We start from the raw sequence: 15,329 nt of genomic DNA, 5'->3' as shown, positions 1-15,329 counted from the left end.
GTGGCCCTGAGGTGGGAATTTTACGGTGCGGGTGGGTCGGGCGGCGCTGCGGTCCAGTGGCTGGGCTTTCCTGTCGGGCGCAGGCCGGTGGGGCGGCTGTGCCCGCTCTCCCCCACTCTCGGCTTCGCTCGTGCGGGAGACCCCCATCGCCGGTCGGAACGCCTGCCCACCACCGCGGCGGGCTGAATACGGGCCCGACACCGCTGCGCGCGGGAAGGCTACGCGGACCGCAGCGGCTGAGAAGGGGCCGGAACCGTAGTGCCGGACCCCCTCCCACGCCTACTTCTCAGTTACCCCCGCCGAATCGAACGTCGCCACCTCGTGCATCGCCCGCGCCGTGCTCTGCACCAGGGGGAGGGCCAGCAGCGCGCCCGTGCCCTCACCGAGGCGGAGGTCCAGGTCGACCAGGGGGCGGAGGCCGAGCTTGTTGAGGGCGGCGACGTGACCCGGTTCGGCGCTGCGGTGACCCGCGATGCAGGCCGCGAGGACCTCGGGGGCGATGGCACGGGCCACGAGAGCCGCGGCGCCGGCGCTGACGCCGTCCAGGATCACCGGCGTACGCAGGGACGCGCCGCCGAGCAGCAGGCCGACCATGGCCGCGTGCTCGAAGCCGCCGATCGCGGCGAGGACGCCGATGGGGTCGGCCGGGTCCGGTTGGTGGAGTTCGATCGCGCGGCGCACGACCTCCGTCTTGCGGGCCAGGGTCTCGTCGTTGATGCCGGTGCCCCGGCCGGTGACATCGGCGGGGTCGGTGTCCGTGAAGACCGAGATCAGGGCGGCGGACGCGGTGGTGTTCGCGATGCCCATCTCCCCCGTGAGCAAAGCCCTGTTGCCTGCCGCCACCAGGTCGCGGGCCGTCTCGATGCCCACCTCGATGGCCTGCTTGGCCTCCTCGCGGGACATCGCCGGACCGGTCGTCATGTCGGACGTACCGGCACGGACCTTGCGGGGCAACAGGCCGGGTGTGGCGGGCAGTTCGGACGCCACCCCCACATCCACCACGCACACCTCGGCGCCCACCTGGCTCGCGAAGGCGTTGCAAACGGCGCCGCCGCCAAGGAAGTTGGCGACCATCTGGGCCGTCACCTCCTGCGGCCAGGGGGTGACGCCCTGCGCGTGCACTCCGTGGTCGCCGGCGAAGATCGCGACGGCCGCGGGCTCCGGGATCGGCGGCGGGCACTGCCGGGAGAGACCGGACAGCTGCGCGGAGATGATCTCCAGCATGCCGAGCGAACCCGGCGGCTTCGTCATCCGCTTCTGCCGCTCCCACGCCTCGCCGAGCGCCTTCGCGTCCAGCGGGCGGATCCCGGCGACGGTCTCGGCGAGCAGGTCGTGCGGGTCCTCGCCGGGCAGGGCACGGCGGCCGTACGTCTCCTCGTGCACGACCCACGACAGCGGGCGGCGCTTGGACCAGCCCGCCTGCATCAGCTCGGGCTCCTCCGGGAACTCGTCGACGTAGCCGACGCAGAGGTACGCGATGACCTCCAGGTGTTCCGGCAGACCGAGCGCGCGGACCATCTCGCGCTCGTCGAAGAAGCTGACCCAGCCGACCCCGAGGCCCTCGGCACGGGCCGCGAGCCACAGGTTCTCCACCGCGAGGGCGGCGGAGTACGGCGCCATCTGCGGCTGCGTGTGGCGGCCGAGGGTGTGCCGGCCGCCGCGGGTCGGGTCGGCGGTGACGACGATGTTCACCGGGGTGTCGAGGATCGCCTCGATCTTCAGTTCCTTGAACTGCTTCGCCCGGCCCTTGGGCAGCGACTTCGCGTACGCCTCGCGCTGACTCTGGGCCAGTTCGTGCATGTTGCGGCGGGTGTCGGCGGAGCGGATGACCACGAAGTCCCACGGCTGGGAGTGCCCGACGGACGGCGCCGTGTGCGCCGCCTCCAGCACACGCAGCAGCACGTCGTGCGGGATCGGGTCGCTGCGGAAGCCGTTGCGGATGTCACGGCGCTCGCGCATCACCTTCAGCACGGCCTCGCGCTCGGCGTCGTCATAGGCGGGTGCGGCAGGGCCGGTGGACTCTCGTACCTCTTCCACTGCGGCCGTGCTCTCTTCTTCCTGGTCGGCGGCCCGGGTGTCCAGGTCGTCCGCGTGCTGTACGAGTTCGGGCTCACCGTCACCGTCGGCCTCTCGGGGGCCGGGGACGGCGGCGAAGGCTTCCGCGCCGCCCGACGGGTCCTCCGTGGGGAGGGTGAGAGGGTGCGGCGGGGTCGGTGCGAGGTGCGGGGTGGTGGGCACGGAGCCCTCCACCGGCACGAAGCGGCCGAGAGAGTCGTCGGGGTTCGGGCCCGCCGGGGCGGCCTGCGGCTCCTCGGCGGACTCCACGAACTCGGCTTCCGGGGTGACGGGTTGAGCGAGGGGCTCCGCGACGGGGGGCTGCTCGGCGGAGAGCGGGGCGTGGAGGTCGACGGCCTCCGCTTCGTGGGTCTCGGCGGTGGTCGGCTGCGGCGCGAGCGCCGGCTCCGCTTCCGCCACGAACTGCTGGTCCGGTACGGCTTCGGGTGCGGCGGTGGGCTGGACAGCCGGGTCGCCCGGGGTCGCGTCGAGGACGACGGGTGACTCTTCGACGACCGGAGTGGGGACGGCCTCCTCGAAGGGCGTGACCGCAGGGTCGGGGTGTGCCTCGGCGAGAGGAGCCGAGTCGTCGGCCGCGGGTGCGGGTTGCTCGGTGTCCGAGGCGGGGGCGAGGGGCTCGGGGGTGAGCGGGGTCTCGACTGCCGTAGGAACAGGGGGAGTTGTCCCGGCGTCCTGCACCTGGACCTCGCCGGCCTCGTCGAGAGCCTGGTCTTCCTGCGCGTGGCCCGGCTCCGCGGCGGCTACGGCTTCCGGGGTCGGGGAGACGACGAACGCGCCCTCAGGGGTCTGCGCGGCTTCGGAAACGGGGTTGCTGTCCTGCACGAGGATGGCATCGGGGTCCACCCCGGCAACGGAGGCCGAAGCGCCGTCCTGGAACTGCTCGGCACCCAACCCCTCAGCGCCTTCCGGCAGTTGACCCACCTCAGGCACACCAACCGGTTCAGAGCTCTCCGTGCTCGCGTGAACCGAAGAAGCAGAGGAAGCCGAGGACTCCGCAGCGGACGTCGCCGTCGCCGTCTCCACCGCGTACAGCTGGCCGTGGCCCTGCCAGGCCTCCCCCGCGTCGGGGGCCTGCGCCAAGCCCGGGCCCGGCTCTGAAGCCGGGGTGAGCGCGGTGTCCACAGCCGTGGCGACTCCCCCGTTCACCGCTTCCGTGGCGAGCCTCGCCACCGCCGCCTGGGCCGCGTCGGCGGGCTCCGGGGCCGGTTCGGCCGCCGGTGCCTGTGCCGGAGCAACCGTTTCGGCGGTTCGCACCCCTGCGGCGACCGAGGAGTGGGCGCCCCAGGGGGCCGCGCCCTGCGGGGGCAGGTCGCGGAGTTGGGGTGCGTCGAGGTACTCGGGGCTGGTCGTCGGCGGCCCTGACTGCCGTACCGGCGCACCGGCGGGGCCGCGGTCGGCGAGGGAGCGGACCGGGCTCGCGGAGGTGTCGGGGAGCGGCGGGCCGAGGTGCAGCGGGCGGCGCGGGGTGACCGGCGCGGGCGGCGGTTCGGCGAGCCGGACGGCACCGAGGTCGACGGAGCCGCTGTCCCGACCCGCCGTCTCGTGCGGACCGGGCTCGTGCGGAGCCGAGTCATGCGCACCCTGCCCATGCGGAGCCGTCTCGTGCGGACCCGACTCGTACGAGCCCTGCCCGTACAGAACCGACTCCTGCGCACCCTGCTCGTGCAGGCCCGACGCGTGCGCACCCTGCTCGTGCAGAACCGACTCGTGCGAAAGCTGCCCGATCGGAGCCTGCCCGTTCGGAGCCGACTCCTGCGAAACCTGCCCGTGCAGAGCCGACTCGTGCAGACCCGGCTCGTGCAGACCCGGCTCGTACGCGGCCGACTCGAGTGGAGCGGGCTCGAGCGGGGCCGGAGCCGGCTCCTGGACGGTCTCGACGACCGGCTCGGGGGCGGGGGGCGGGACCTCGTTGCCCCAGGCGCCCTGGGCGCCCGGGAGGAGGAGCAGGTCCTCGTCCTCTGCGGTGGTCTCGGAGAGGTAGGTGTACGCGCCGTGTGCGGGAACGCTCGGCTGTTCCACCATGCCTGCGTTCTCCGGCAACCCCTCGGCCGGGACCTGGCCGGTGTCGGTCATGCGTACCCCTCGCCCATCGGTTAGTGCTTCTACGACCCGCTCACCGGGAACGGCGCACCGACCGCCCCGCAGTGGAGAACGAGCGTGCCTGTCCAGCGGCACGAACGACTCGACGCCAAAAAGCGACAAAGCCATTTAGACGACAAAGCCATTGAATGGCATTGTCGCGGCCGTTGCGCCGTCACGGCAGCTTGATCCGCGACGGCCCGCTGTGGACTGCGCCACGTTGCGCGTCCTCCGGTTCCGCTGTACCACACACACCCCAAAACGGGCGGGTTTTCCGGACATTGGCGAACGAAGCGCCGGTCCACCCTGTGCGGTACAACGGTCCGCCAGCCTACCGCGCGCAGTACGACAACAGGATCACGGGGACGGTTCGAGGGGTCAGGAAACGCGCTCCGGAAGGAGGCCGCTGAGCAGGAACGCGACGCTCCGTTCGGTCTCCGTCCAGGCCCTGGTGTCGAGTTCGACGGACTGGATGAGGGCGCACTCGACGTGGTAGCCGTGCTCCGTGAGGTCGCGGCCGACGAGTTCGGCCTCGTCGCGGGTGGACGCGTGCGCCACGATGCGCTGCGGGCGCCGGTCGGCGACCGCGGAGACGACGGCCACTCCCCCGCCGCCGACCCGTACTACGTCAGGTTCGGGGAGGTTCTCCAGGATGTGCGGGGCGTCGCCCTTCACGATCTGGAGGTGCACGCCGAAGCTGCGGGCCGCGGAGTCGGTGCGGGCGCAGGCCTGGGCGTCGCGGTCGACGGCGATGACGGCGGCTCCGGCGCGGGCCGCCTCGATGGCGAAGGCGCCGCTGCCGCAGCCGATGTCCCACACGAGGTCTCCCACGCGCGGGCCGAGGCGGGCGAGTTGGGCGGCCCGGAGCAGATCCGTCTCGCCCTCGCCGAGATCACCGCCGTAGGCCTCGGCGGGGAGGGTCCAGCCGCGGGCGACGGCGGCCGGGTCACGGCCGGCGATCCAGCCCTCGCCCGGTCCCGCCGTGACCGTCGGGCCGACGGGGCCGCCCATGACGATGACGACGTTGGGGTCGCGCCAGGTGCGGTCGGCGGCCTTGTCGGAGGTGAGGACGGTGACCTGCTCGTGCTCGGTGCCCAGTTCCTCGCAGATGACGAAGGTGCGGTGGACGCCCTCCAGCAGCAGGCCGAGTTCGGCGGGTCCCGCGCCCGGTGAGGTGAGGACGGCGACCTTCGTGTGGGCCCGGCACACGTTCACCGCGCGTCGCAGGGTGCGCCGGTGTGCGACGACCACCTGTGCGTCGTCCCAGGGCATCCCGGCGCGGGCGAAGGCGGCGGCCACCGAGGAGACGGCGGGGACGACCTCCACCTCCAGGCCGAACTCGGGTGCGCGCAGGGTCCGTACGACTCCGAAGAAGCCCGGGTCCCCGTCGGCGAACACCACCGCGGTGCCGCGAACGCCTGCGATACGGCGGGCGGCCAGGGCCACGCTGCCGAGGCGGATGCGTTCGGCGCGCGCCGGCACCTCGGGCAGCTCCAGGTGGTGGGGCGCGCCGGCCACCAGGGTGGCGGCGCTCAGGGCGGAGCGTGCCGCAGCTGTCAGCGGAGAGCCGTCCCAGCCGATCACCGTGACGCGGTCGGCCATCGTCGTCAGTCTCCAGGGGTACATCGCAGGTCGTCGGGGGAAGCGGCCCGTACGCGGGCACCGTGAGGGTACCTGGTGCGGCCGGGCGGTGCTTCCGTGGTCGTACCCGCCGGATTCAGTTCCAGTCGGCGAGTGACGTGAAACCGTCGACGTCGGCGAGCTGCTCCGCCGTGCCCTCCAGGTCCTCCGGGAGGAGGCTCCACACGATGAAGTCGGTGCGGACGTCGATCCAGGTGCCGTCGTCGGCGTGGACGTGCGCTATGCAGGCGCCCCTCAGGACGCCCTCGCTGATGCAGCCGATCTTCTGGGCGACCTGCTGGGAGGCGGTGTTGTCGGCGGCGGTGCGCAGTTCGATGCGCTCCAACTTCTGGTCCCCGAACAGCCATTGGGCGGTGGCGAGGGCGGCTTCGGAGGCGTAGCCCTCGCCGCGGGCCCAGGGGGCGATGATGTACGACAGTTCGGTGGACCGGACATGCCAGTCGGTCTTGGTCAACTGGACGATGCCGACGAGACGTTGGGTGAGGAACTCGGTGACGGCGAGGTCGAGGCCGCGGCCCGAAGTCCGTTCGGCGGGCGCGTAGTTGGTGATCCACTCGCGGGCGCCGGCGACGGTGAACGGCTGGGGGACATCGGTCCAGGCCGCGACCTGGTCGTCGTTCATCATCTCGGCCAGGGCCTGCACATCGTCCTCGTCGAGGGGCCGCAGCACCAACCGCTCCGTGCTGATGGAGATGTTGGGGAAGGTGCTCGTCATGCGCCACTCCGTAACCTTTGGAAAATGTTCAGGGCAACCTGAACTGCCCAGCATGCAGCATGTAAGCAGTGAACCGCACCACGGGGTCCACCCGCGGTGAGCGAGTGGACCCCGTGCGTGGTGATACGCCGTATACGCCCCCGTCAGCCGGAAGTGACCGGCAGGACGGAGCCCTTGTACTTCTCCGCTATGAACTTCTTCACGTCGGCGGAGACGAGCAGCTTCGCGAGCTTCTCGACGCGGGGGTCGTCCTCGTTGCCGCGTTTGACGGCCAGGAGGTTGGCGTAGGGGTTGTCCTTCGCCGACTCCAGGAGGATCGCGTCCTCGGCGGGGCTGAGGCCCGCGTCCTGGGCGTAGTTGTTGTTGATGACGGCCACGTCCACGTCGTCGAGCGAGCGCGGGAGTTGGGCCGGGTCGAGCTCCTTGAACTTCAGGTGCTTCGGGTTGGCCGTGACGTCCGCCGGGGACGCGTCGGTGCCCGCGCCCGCCTTGAGCGTGATCAGCCCCTTGGCGGCGAGGAGTTTGAGGGCGCGCCCCTCGTTGGTGGTCTCGTTGGGCACGGCGACGGTGGCTCCGTCGGCGAGCTTGGCGATGTCCTCGATCTTCTTGGAGTACACGCCCATCGGCGGCAGGTACGCCTTGACGACCGAGACCAGGTCGGTGCCCTTGGACTTGTTGAACTCGTCCAGGAAGGGCTGGTTCTGGTAGAGGTTCGCGTCCAGCGAGCCCTCCTGGAGCGCGGTGTTCGGCAGGACGTAGTCCGTGAACTCCTTGATCTCCAGGTCGAGTCCGGCCTTCGCGGCCAGGTTGTCCTTGATGTACGTCAGGACCTCGCCCGCAGGCACGGCGGTGGCACCGACGACGAGGGTGCCGTCGTCCTTGCCGCCGCTCTTGCCCGAGTCCGAGCCCGAGCCGCAGGCCGTGAGGCCGAAGAGGGTCACGGCGAGTCCGGCCGCCGTGAGGGCGATGCTCTTGCGCATGGTGGTTCCCCCGAGTCGGCTCAGAAGGACGGGATGACGGAGCCGGCGTACTTGTCCTCGATGAACTTCTTCACCTCGGGCGAGGTCAGCAGCTTCGCGAGCTTCTTGACGCGCGGGTCCTTCTCATTGCCCTTCTTCACCGCGAGGAAGTTGCCGTAGGGGTTGTTCGTCGCGGACTCCAGGACGATGGCGTCCTTGGCGGGCTTCAGGCCCGAGGAGATGGCGTAGTTGCCGTTGATGACGGCCGCGTCGACGTCGTCCAGGGAGCGCGGAGTCTGGGCCGCCTCCAGCTCCTTGAACTTGAGCTTCTTGGGGTTCTCGGTGATGTCCGCGGGGGTCGCCTCGTTGCCCACGCCTGCCTTGAGGGTGATCAGCTTGTTCGCCGCGAGCAGCTTGAGGGCGCGGGCCTCGTTGACGCTGTCGTTCGGGACGGCGATCGTCGCGCCGCTCTTCAGGGCGTCGGCGCTCTTCACCTTGTGGGAGTAGAGGCCGAGCGGCTCCAGGTGGACCGTGACGACGGGCACGATGTGGGTGCCGTTCTTCTTGTTGAAGTCGTCGAGGTACGGCTGGTTCTGGAAGTAGTTGGCGCCCACCGAGCCGTCCTCGGTCGCCGTGTTCGGCGTGACGTAGTCGGTGAACTCCTTGACCTCCAGGTCGAGTCCGGCCTTCTTCGCCAGGTGGTCCTTGACGTAGTCGAGGATCTCGGCGTGCGGGGTGGGGCTCGCGGCGACGACCAGCGGTCCGCTGTAGTCGGAGGCCGAGGAGGAGCCCTTGTCCGAGCCGCACGCGGAGAGCGCGAAGGTGAGCGCTCCGGCGGCGAGGACGGCGGTGGTGAGCTTTGCGGTGTTACGCACGAAAAGTGCCTTTCCTGAAGGGTGTCGCGTACTACGACCCCGCGTTGGGTGGGGCGGGGAGCCTGGGTGGGGTGTGGGCCTACGCGGCTTTCAGCAGCCGGAGCCTCGGCGCGGGACCCGATCGTCCGCCGCGCCGGTGCACCGAGCGGGCCGCGTAGTCGCCGGCGAACTGGATGAGGGAGATGACGACCGCGAGGATCGCCACGGTGATCCACATCAGCTGGGTCTCGAAGCGCTGGTAGCCGTAGCGGATGGCGATGTCGCCGAGGCCGCCCGCGCCGACCGTGCCCGCCATCGCCGAATAGCCGATGAGGGCGACGATCGTGGTGGTGGTGCTGGAGATCAGCGAGGGCAGGGACTCCGGTACGAGGACCTTGCGCACGATGGTCCAGGTGTTGCCGCCCATCGACTGCACTGCCTCGACGAGCCCGCCGTCCACTTCGCGGACAGCCGTCTCAACCAGGCGTGCGAAGAAGGGGATCGCTCCGATGGCGAGCGGCACGATGGCGGCCTCGCGGCCGATCGTCGTCCCGGTGATGGTCCGGGTGAAGTTCATCAGCGCGACCATGAGGATGATGAACGGCAGCGAGCGGGCGACGTTCACGATCTGCCCGATGACCTTGTTGGCGGCGACGTTCTGGAGGAGTCCGCCGCGGTCGGTCAGGACCAGCAGGATGCCGAGCGGGAGTCCGCCGACGACGGCGATGACCGTGGACCAGCCGACCATGTAGAGCGTGTCCCAACACGCCTGGGACAGCAGGGGCTGCATCTCGGACCAGCTCACTTGGCACCCTCCTTCAGCAGTACGGGCTCCTGGCCCAACACGTCGATCTGCAGGCCCTGTTCGCGCAGGAAGCCGATCGGCACGACGTTGTCCTCGTAGCGGCCGGGCAGTTCGATGCGCATGCGGCCGACCTGGAGTCCGCCGACGGTGTCGATGGCGGCGCCGAGGATCGAGATGTCGATGTTGTAGGTGCGCGAGAGCTGCGAGACGACGGGCTGGGTGGCGGCCTCGCCGTGGAAGGTGACGTCGACGACGGTCCGGTCCTCGCCGCCCGCCTCGCCGCTGACCGGGAAGAGTGCGGAGGCCAGCTCGGAGCCGGGGGTGGCGAGCAGTTCGCTGACGGTCCCGGACTCGACGATGCGCCCGTGCTGCATGAGCGCGGCGGAGTCGCAGACCGACTTCACGACGTCCATCTCGTGCGTGATGAGCAGGACGGTCAGGCCCAGTTGCCGGTTCAGGTCACGCAGCAGCTGGAGGATCGAGCGGGTGGTCTCCGGGTCGAGGGCGCTGGTGGCCTCGTCGGAGAGCAGGACCTTGGGGTCGCCGGCCAGGGCGCGGGCGATGCCGACGCGCTGCTTCTGACCGCCGGAGAGCTGGGCCGGGTAGGCCTTGGCCTTGTCGCCGAGCCCGACGAGGTCGAGGAGTTCGAGGGCCTTGGCGGATCGTTCCTTCCCCGACTTGCCGAGGATTTCGAGCGGCAGCTCGACGTTGTCCTGCACGGTCCGCGAGGAGAGCAGGTTGAAGTGCTGGAAGACCATGCCGATACGGCTGCGCGCCTGCCGGAGTTCGCGTCCGGCACGCGGTCCGCGCCCGGCGAGTGCGGTGAGGTCCTGTCCGTCGACGGTGACCGTGCCGGCGGTGGGCCTCTCCAGCAGGTTGACGCAGCGGATGAGCGAGGACTTGCCGGCGCCGGACTGGCCGATGACGCCGTACACCTCGCCTTCGCGGACGTGGAGGTCGACGCCGTCGAGGGCGGTGACCTCACGGCCGCGCGAGCGGTAGACCTTGGTCAGGCCCGATGTGGTGATCACTGGGGTTCCATGACTGTCGAGTACAGGGGCGTGGATGTGCCCTGGTACGAGGGGGGAAATGTGCGTGGGGCGGCGGAGTCACACGGCGTTCGGCGCATGGACGTGCCACGGCGGCTCGCTTCGGGGCGCGAGGCTGGGGCGCATAAGCCCGGGGGTGGTGCGGGGGCCCTCTAGAAGGCGCACATTCGACACATACAGCGAGCACCGGGCGTCAGGGTCGCCTCGGTCGCAAGGGTGCGGCTGCTCGTCGTGGTCATGGAATCAGTAAAGCAGACGTACGGTCCTGACAAAGGGCCGCTGTCCGTATGCCGGACAGCGGCGGACGCCCGTCAACCGCGTACGGAGATCTCCACTCCCCCGTCGCTGACCAGCGCGGACAAGGCTGACAGGTCACTCACAACAAGGTCGGCGTCCAGCTCGTGGGCCTCGTGCGTTGTGGCCAATGCCACGGTGATCATTCCGGCCGCGCGGCCGGCCTGGAGTCCCGCCGGGGCGTCCTCGAAGACGACACAGCGGGCCGGGTCGACGCCCAGTTGGCGGGCGGCGAGGAGGTAGGGCTCGGGGTCGGGCTTGCCGCGCGTGACGTCCTCGGCGACCACCAGGGTCTTGGGGAGGATGCCGGCGTGCGCGAGCCGCGCCTCGGCGAGGCGCCGGGTGGCGGAGGTGACGACGGCCCAGCTGTCGGCGGGCAGCGAGTCGAGGAAGTCGCGCGTGCCGGGCAGCAGCACGGCACCCCCGTTGGGCACGTCCTCGACCTCCAGCGCCTCGATCCGCGCGACCGCCGCCGGGACGACGTCGGCGGGCAGCAGGTCGGCTGCTATCGCCACGGCGGTCCGCCCGTGCAGTTCGACCCGGGCGAAGTCCTCGGCGGTGATCCCGAACTCCGCCGCCCATCGCGTCCAGCACCTGCGCACGGATTCGAGGGAGGAGACAAGCGTGCCGTCGTTGTCGAACAGGAGGGCCTCAGCATGGATCTTCATGTTCCCGACCCTACGGTCACCGGGTCTTTTGGCCCGTAATAGGGTCACCGCATGCTTGATGCCCTGACGCTGGCGATCGGTGTCGCCGCGCTGCTGCTCGCCGCCTGGACCGGGTGGGCGGCCTACCGCGACCAGTCGACGAAGGACTGGCACTTCATCGGCATGGCCGTGGTCACCCTGCTGGCCACGGTCCAACTGGTGGTCGGCATCGTGCAGTTGGCGCGCGGCGAGAAGGCGGAGCAGGGCACGGCGATCTTCGTGGCGTATCTGCTGGGCGCGTTCGCGGCGGTGCCCGCGGCGGGCTTCATGTCCCTGGCGGAGCGCACCCGCTGGGGCACGGCGACGGTCGCGGCCGGCGCCGTGGTCCTCGCCGTGCTCGAAGTCCGGCTCTACGACATCTGGGGAAGCTGAGATGACCACCGTGGAAGAGAACACCGCGGAAGAGAAGCCGAAGCGGCTGATCAGCGGGCCCGGCATGCTGCTCGTCTGGTTCTACGGCGTGATGGTCGTCGGCGCGGTCTCGCGCTCCGTCTACCAGATCGCCACCGAGTTCGACCGGGCCCCGCTCGCCTACTCGCTGTCGGCCGTCGCGGGTGTGGTGTACGGCTTCATCACGTACTCCCTGATCCGCGGCGGCGAACGGGCCCGCAGGGCGGCACAGGCGTGCTGCGCCGCCGAACTCGCGGGTGTCCTGATCGTCGGCACGCTGACCGTGATCGACAGCTCGGCCTTCCCGGACGCGACGGTCTGGTCGTACTACGGCGCGGGGTACATCTTCATCCCCGTGCTGCTGCCGCTGTCGGCGCTCTACTGGCTCCGGAAGAACCGCGCGGCCGACACCACCGACACGGTCACGCCGTAGCGACGTACGCCTCGACCGGCTTCTCCAGGACGATCATCGGTACGCCGTCGTCGCCCTGGGAGGTGCCTACGGTCTCGTAGCCGACGCGGCGGTACAGGCGGAGGTTGCCCTCGCTGCGGTGGCCGGTGTGGAGGCGGAACTTCTTGGCGCCGCGTTCCTCCGCGAGGGCCGACTCGGCCGCGCGCAGGAGGCGGGCACCGATGCCGTGACCCTGGAGGCGCGGGTGGACACAGAGCTTGCCGATGGCGGCGGCGCCGTCCTCCGTCACCGTGCCGCGGACCGAGCCGACCACCTCCTCGCCCAGCCGCGCCACGAAGACGCAGTCGGAGCCGAGCTCGGCCCGGACCGAGTCGAGGCTCTGGACGAGCGGGTCGATGCGGTAGTTGCCGTACAGCGCCGCCTCGCTCTGGAAGCACAGGTACTGCAGCCTGAAGATCTGCTCCGCGTCCTGCTCGGTCGCCACCGAGATGGTCACACTCATGCCCATGTGCGCACGCCTCCCGCTCACCTGATCGCCATGTGGTTCTCACTCCTATCCCCGCGCTTCGCGGGCCGCAACCTCCGGCGTCAGCAATCGGCGAAGACATCCCAGACATCTGGAACGTTCCGGGCCGAGACTGCCCTGTGAGATACCCAACTCCCCCGCGATCTCGCGGTAGGTGAGGTCCTTGGGCGACAGCAGCGCCTCCATCAGACGCGGGCAGCGACCGGGCAATCGGCGCACCGCGTCGTGCAGCGCGCGATGCCGCGCCGCCGTGATCGCGGACTGCTCGGGGCCGCGCTCGCTGTCCTCGACGGGATCATCGCCGTACGACTGTTCGAGGCGGGCCGTGCGGCGGGTGCGCTGGGCCTCCGAGCGGACCGCACGGCGGAGCCAGCGCTGGGGGTCGACCGGTGGGCCGGAGGCGTCGAGGCGTTCCAGGAGGCGGAGCCAGACGGCCTGTTCGAGGTCGGCCGGCTCGGTTCCGGAGGCATATGCCTCGGCGGAGGCCTCGGCCGCGAGCAGTGGGCGCAGGGTGGCGACGAGTTGGTGTGTCATATGCGGCACGACGTGGCCGCCCCGGCGGAAGGTTGCCGGGGCGGCCGTCTGTCACTCCAACGGGGCGCGGGACTCAGCCGTTGACGAAGTCCGCGCGGGCCAGCAGACCGGTGTCGGCGTTGTCGGTGAAGACACCGTCGATGCCGGTGGCGAAGTAGCGCTTGAAGGCGCCGAACGCGTCGCCGTAGGCGTCCACGGCGGTGCCCTTGCGGTACTCCAGCGGCAGGAAGGGGTTCTCGTTGCGCATGGTGTAGGGGTGCAGGATCAGGCCCACCTTGTGCGCGTCGGCGACCAGGGTGGTCTCCTTGTTCAGGCTCCCGTCGGCGTTCTTCGTGATGATCAGGTCGAGCGTCGGGCCCAGACCCTGCGCGTACGTCGCGATCTCGGCGAGGCCCTTCGGGGTGACCAGGTCGTCGACCGTGCGCGGGTCGCCCAGGTCGACGAAGTCGAAGGGGCGGGTGCCCGTGCCGGACAGCAGCACGACGAGGTTGTTGCGGACGAGCTTGCTGATCTTCTGGATGCTGGTCGGCTCGAAGGACTGGATGAGGACCGGCGAGTTCCGCTTGTCCTTGCCGTGCTTGCGCAGGGCGCTCGAGAGCAGCTTCTCCATCTCGAATCCGCGCTTGCGGAAGTAGGTGGGGTGCTTCATCTCGGGGTAGATCCAGACCTGCTTGCCGCGCTTACGGGTCTGCTCGTCCTGCCACTTGAGGACCTCTTCGAAGGTCGGGATCTCCCAGCGGCCGTTGTAAAGCGTGTTGTGCGGGCGGTTGGCCGGAATGCGCTCGATGGCGCGCAGGGTCTTCAGCTCGGCGAGCGTGAAGTCCTCGGTGAACCAGCCGGTCGTGGAGACGCCGTCGAGGAGCTTGGTGGTCTTGCGGCTCGCGAACTCGGGGTGGTCGGCGACGTTCGTCGTACCGCCGATCTCCGGCTCGTGCCGGCAGACCAGGTGACCGTCTTTGGTGGGGACGAGGTCGCCGGCCTCGACGATGTCGGCGCCCAGGTCGAGAGCCAGGTTGTACGAGCCGAAGGTGTGCTCCGGACGGTAGCCGCTGGTTCCCCGGTGCCCGACGATGGTCGGCTTGGGCAGGTCCTTCAGACCACCGCCGTGACGGGCCGTCGAGGCCTCGGCGGCTCTCGCCGTGCCCGCCGGTCCCAGTGCGGCCACTCCCGCACCGAGCACGGCCGCGCCGAGGAGCGCCCGTCGTCCCGTGCCGTTGGCTCGCTCGTTCGGCCCCTGCGTTCCCTGCGTGTCCATGAAACCTCCTGGCGTCGCCCCGTCGGTGCGCGCCGATCGTAGGTGCGCGTACATGACGAAAGGGAGACCTCGGCCCGAACACGGCGGTGACGGTGGATGTCGTACGGACGGACAGGTTTGACACGCCATCAGCAAGGAACGCGAGATGTGTCACAACATGGCGGCCCGGTTACGGGGCGGCTCCGGAGCGACACCGCAGGTAAACGTGCGTCAACACTGCGTAAGACCTCGGTGAACCCGATGTGCAATACGCGGGGCACCGCGAGTATCGTCCTCACCTGCACAGTTTTATATCGACCCCTTGACACCGGAGGGCCCGTTGTCCCGCTTCGTGCTCATCAAGGCAGTGCTCGGACCGATCATGCGCCTGATGTTCCGCACACGTGTGGAGGGCGCGGAGCACATCCCCGGTGACGGCCCGGTGATCCTGGCCGGCAACCACCTCACGTTCATCGACTCGATGATCCTTCCGCTGGTCTGCGACCGCCAGGTGCTCTTCATCGGCAAGGACGAGTACGTCACCGGCAAGGGGTTCAAGGGCCGCCTCATGGCCTGGTTCTTCACCGGCGTCGGCATGATCCCGGTGGACCGGGACGGTGCCAACGGCGGCGTCGCCGCGCTCATGACCGGGCGGCGCGTGCTGGAGGAGGGCAAGGTCTTCGGGATCTACCCCGAGGGCACGCGGTCGCCCGACGGGCGGCTGTACCGCGGCCGTACCGGCATCGCCCGGCTCACGATGATGACGGGTGCGCCGGTTGTTCCGTTCGCGATGATCGGTACGGACAAGTTGCAGCCGGGGGGTGCGGGGATTCCCCGCCCGGGGCGGGTCACCGTTCGGTTCGGTGAGGCGATGGAGTTCTCCCGGTACGAGGGGATGGACCGGGATCGGTATGTGCTGCGGGCTGTTACCGACTCTGTGATGACTGAGGTCATGCGGTTGTCGGGGCAGGAGTACGTGGACATGTATGCGACCAAGGCCAAGGCTGCGTAAGCCTCCGGCGGTTGACCGTTTTCGGGTGCGGGTGCGTTGTGG

Annotated in this window: 14 protein-coding genes; 3 read left to right on the top strand and 11 right to left on the bottom strand. The window is 70.1% G+C overall.

Features of this window, described 5'->3' with window-relative positions; all coding sequences use genetic code 11:
• Positions 1-279: 279 nt before the first annotated feature.
• From cobT to SSP08S_RS04135, 8 genes are all read right to left on the bottom strand, one after another.
• Positions 280-4,149 carry a nicotinate-nucleotide--dimethylbenzimidazole phosphoribosyltransferase gene (cobT, locus tag SSP08S_RS04170; protein ID WP_019066321.1) on the bottom strand — a complete coding sequence of 1,290 codons (3,870 nt, stop codon included), beginning with the start codon at positions 4,147-4,149 and terminating at the stop codon, positions 280-282.
• 384 nt (positions 4,150-4,533) lie between these two features.
• Positions 4,534-5,757 (bottom strand): precorrin-6y C5,15-methyltransferase (decarboxylating) subunit CbiE, encoded by a 1,224-nt coding sequence (gene cbiE / locus SSP08S_RS04165; protein WP_019066320.1) that lies wholly within the window; start codon positions 5,755-5,757, stop codon positions 4,534-4,536.
• 115 nt (positions 5,758-5,872) lie between these two features.
• A complete protein-coding gene (locus SSP08S_RS04160; protein WP_019066319.1) occupies positions 5,873-6,511 on the bottom strand; it encodes a GNAT family N-acetyltransferase in 639 nt (212 codons plus the stop codon).
• Positions 6,512-6,654: 143 nt separating this feature from the next.
• The gene (locus SSP08S_RS04155; protein ID WP_019066318.1) at positions 6,655-7,491 is read right to left on the bottom strand and encodes a MetQ/NlpA family ABC transporter substrate-binding protein; all 837 of its coding nucleotides are present in this window, start codon (positions 7,489-7,491) and stop codon (positions 6,655-6,657) included.
• A gap of 20 nt (positions 7,492-7,511) precedes the next feature.
• On the bottom strand, positions 7,512-8,345 hold the full coding sequence (locus SSP08S_RS04150; protein WP_019066317.1) for a MetQ/NlpA family ABC transporter substrate-binding protein: 834 nt from the start codon (positions 8,343-8,345) through the stop codon (positions 7,512-7,514).
• Between the two features lie 79 nt (positions 8,346-8,424).
• The gene (locus SSP08S_RS04145) at positions 8,425-9,129 is read right to left on the bottom strand and encodes a methionine ABC transporter permease (RefSeq protein WP_019066316.1); all 705 of its coding nucleotides are present in this window, start codon (positions 9,127-9,129) and stop codon (positions 8,425-8,427) included.
• On the bottom strand, positions 9,126-10,160 hold the full coding sequence (locus tag SSP08S_RS04140) for a methionine ABC transporter ATP-binding protein (RefSeq protein WP_019066315.1): 1,035 nt from the start codon (positions 10,158-10,160) through the stop codon (positions 9,126-9,128). The genes SSP08S_RS04145 and SSP08S_RS04140 overlap by 4 nt, the downstream gene beginning before the upstream one ends.
• Before the next feature lie 329 nt (positions 10,161-10,489).
• Positions 10,490-11,140, bottom strand: a complete 651-nt coding sequence (locus tag SSP08S_RS04135; protein WP_019066314.1) for an HAD family hydrolase — start codon at positions 11,138-11,140, stop codon at positions 10,490-10,492.
• Between the two features lie 51 nt (positions 11,141-11,191).
• On the opposite strand from SSP08S_RS04135, the gene SSP08S_RS04130 reads away from it, so the two are divergent.
• Both SSP08S_RS04130 and SSP08S_RS04125 read left to right on the top strand, forming a co-directional pair.
• The gene (locus SSP08S_RS04130) at positions 11,192-11,551 is read left to right on the top strand and encodes a hypothetical protein (RefSeq protein ID WP_019066313.1); all 360 of its coding nucleotides are present in this window, start codon (positions 11,192-11,194) and stop codon (positions 11,549-11,551) included.
• A 1-nt stretch (position 11,552) separates the two neighbouring features.
• On the top strand, positions 11,553-12,002 hold the full coding sequence (locus SSP08S_RS04125) for a hypothetical protein (protein ID WP_019066312.1): 450 nt from the start codon (positions 11,553-11,555) through the stop codon (positions 12,000-12,002).
• Here the strand turns inward: SSP08S_RS04125 and SSP08S_RS04120 are convergent.
• From SSP08S_RS04120 to SSP08S_RS04110, 3 genes are all read right to left on the bottom strand, one after another.
• A complete protein-coding gene (locus SSP08S_RS04120; protein ID WP_019066311.1) occupies positions 11,992-12,489 on the bottom strand; it encodes a GNAT family N-acetyltransferase in 498 nt (165 codons plus the stop codon). The genes SSP08S_RS04125 and SSP08S_RS04120 overlap by 11 nt on opposite strands.
• A 45-nt stretch (positions 12,490-12,534) precedes the next feature.
• On the bottom strand, positions 12,535-13,041 hold the full coding sequence (locus SSP08S_RS04115; RefSeq protein WP_019066310.1) for a sigma-70 family RNA polymerase sigma factor: 507 nt from the start codon (positions 13,039-13,041) through the stop codon (positions 12,535-12,537).
• 73 nt (positions 13,042-13,114) lie between these two features.
• Positions 13,115-14,296, bottom strand: a complete 1,182-nt coding sequence (locus tag SSP08S_RS04110; protein WP_019066309.1) for a glycerophosphodiester phosphodiesterase — start codon at positions 14,294-14,296, stop codon at positions 13,115-13,117.
• Between the two features lie 319 nt (positions 14,297-14,615).
• Here SSP08S_RS04110 and SSP08S_RS04105 point away from each other — a divergent pair, with 319 nt between their 5' ends.
• Entirely contained in the window at positions 14,616-15,287 is a 672-nt protein-coding gene (locus tag SSP08S_RS04105) for a lysophospholipid acyltransferase family protein (protein WP_019066308.1), read from the top strand.
• Positions 15,288-15,329 lie beyond the last annotated feature (42 nt).

Source organism: Streptomyces hokutonensis (assembly GCF_000376565.1).
Taxonomy (GTDB): domain Bacteria; phylum Actinomycetota; class Actinomycetes; order Streptomycetales; family Streptomycetaceae; genus Streptomyces; species Streptomyces hokutonensis.
The sequence above is the reverse complement of the archived record's forward strand: the minus strand, read 5'-3'. Positions and strand labels throughout refer to the sequence as shown.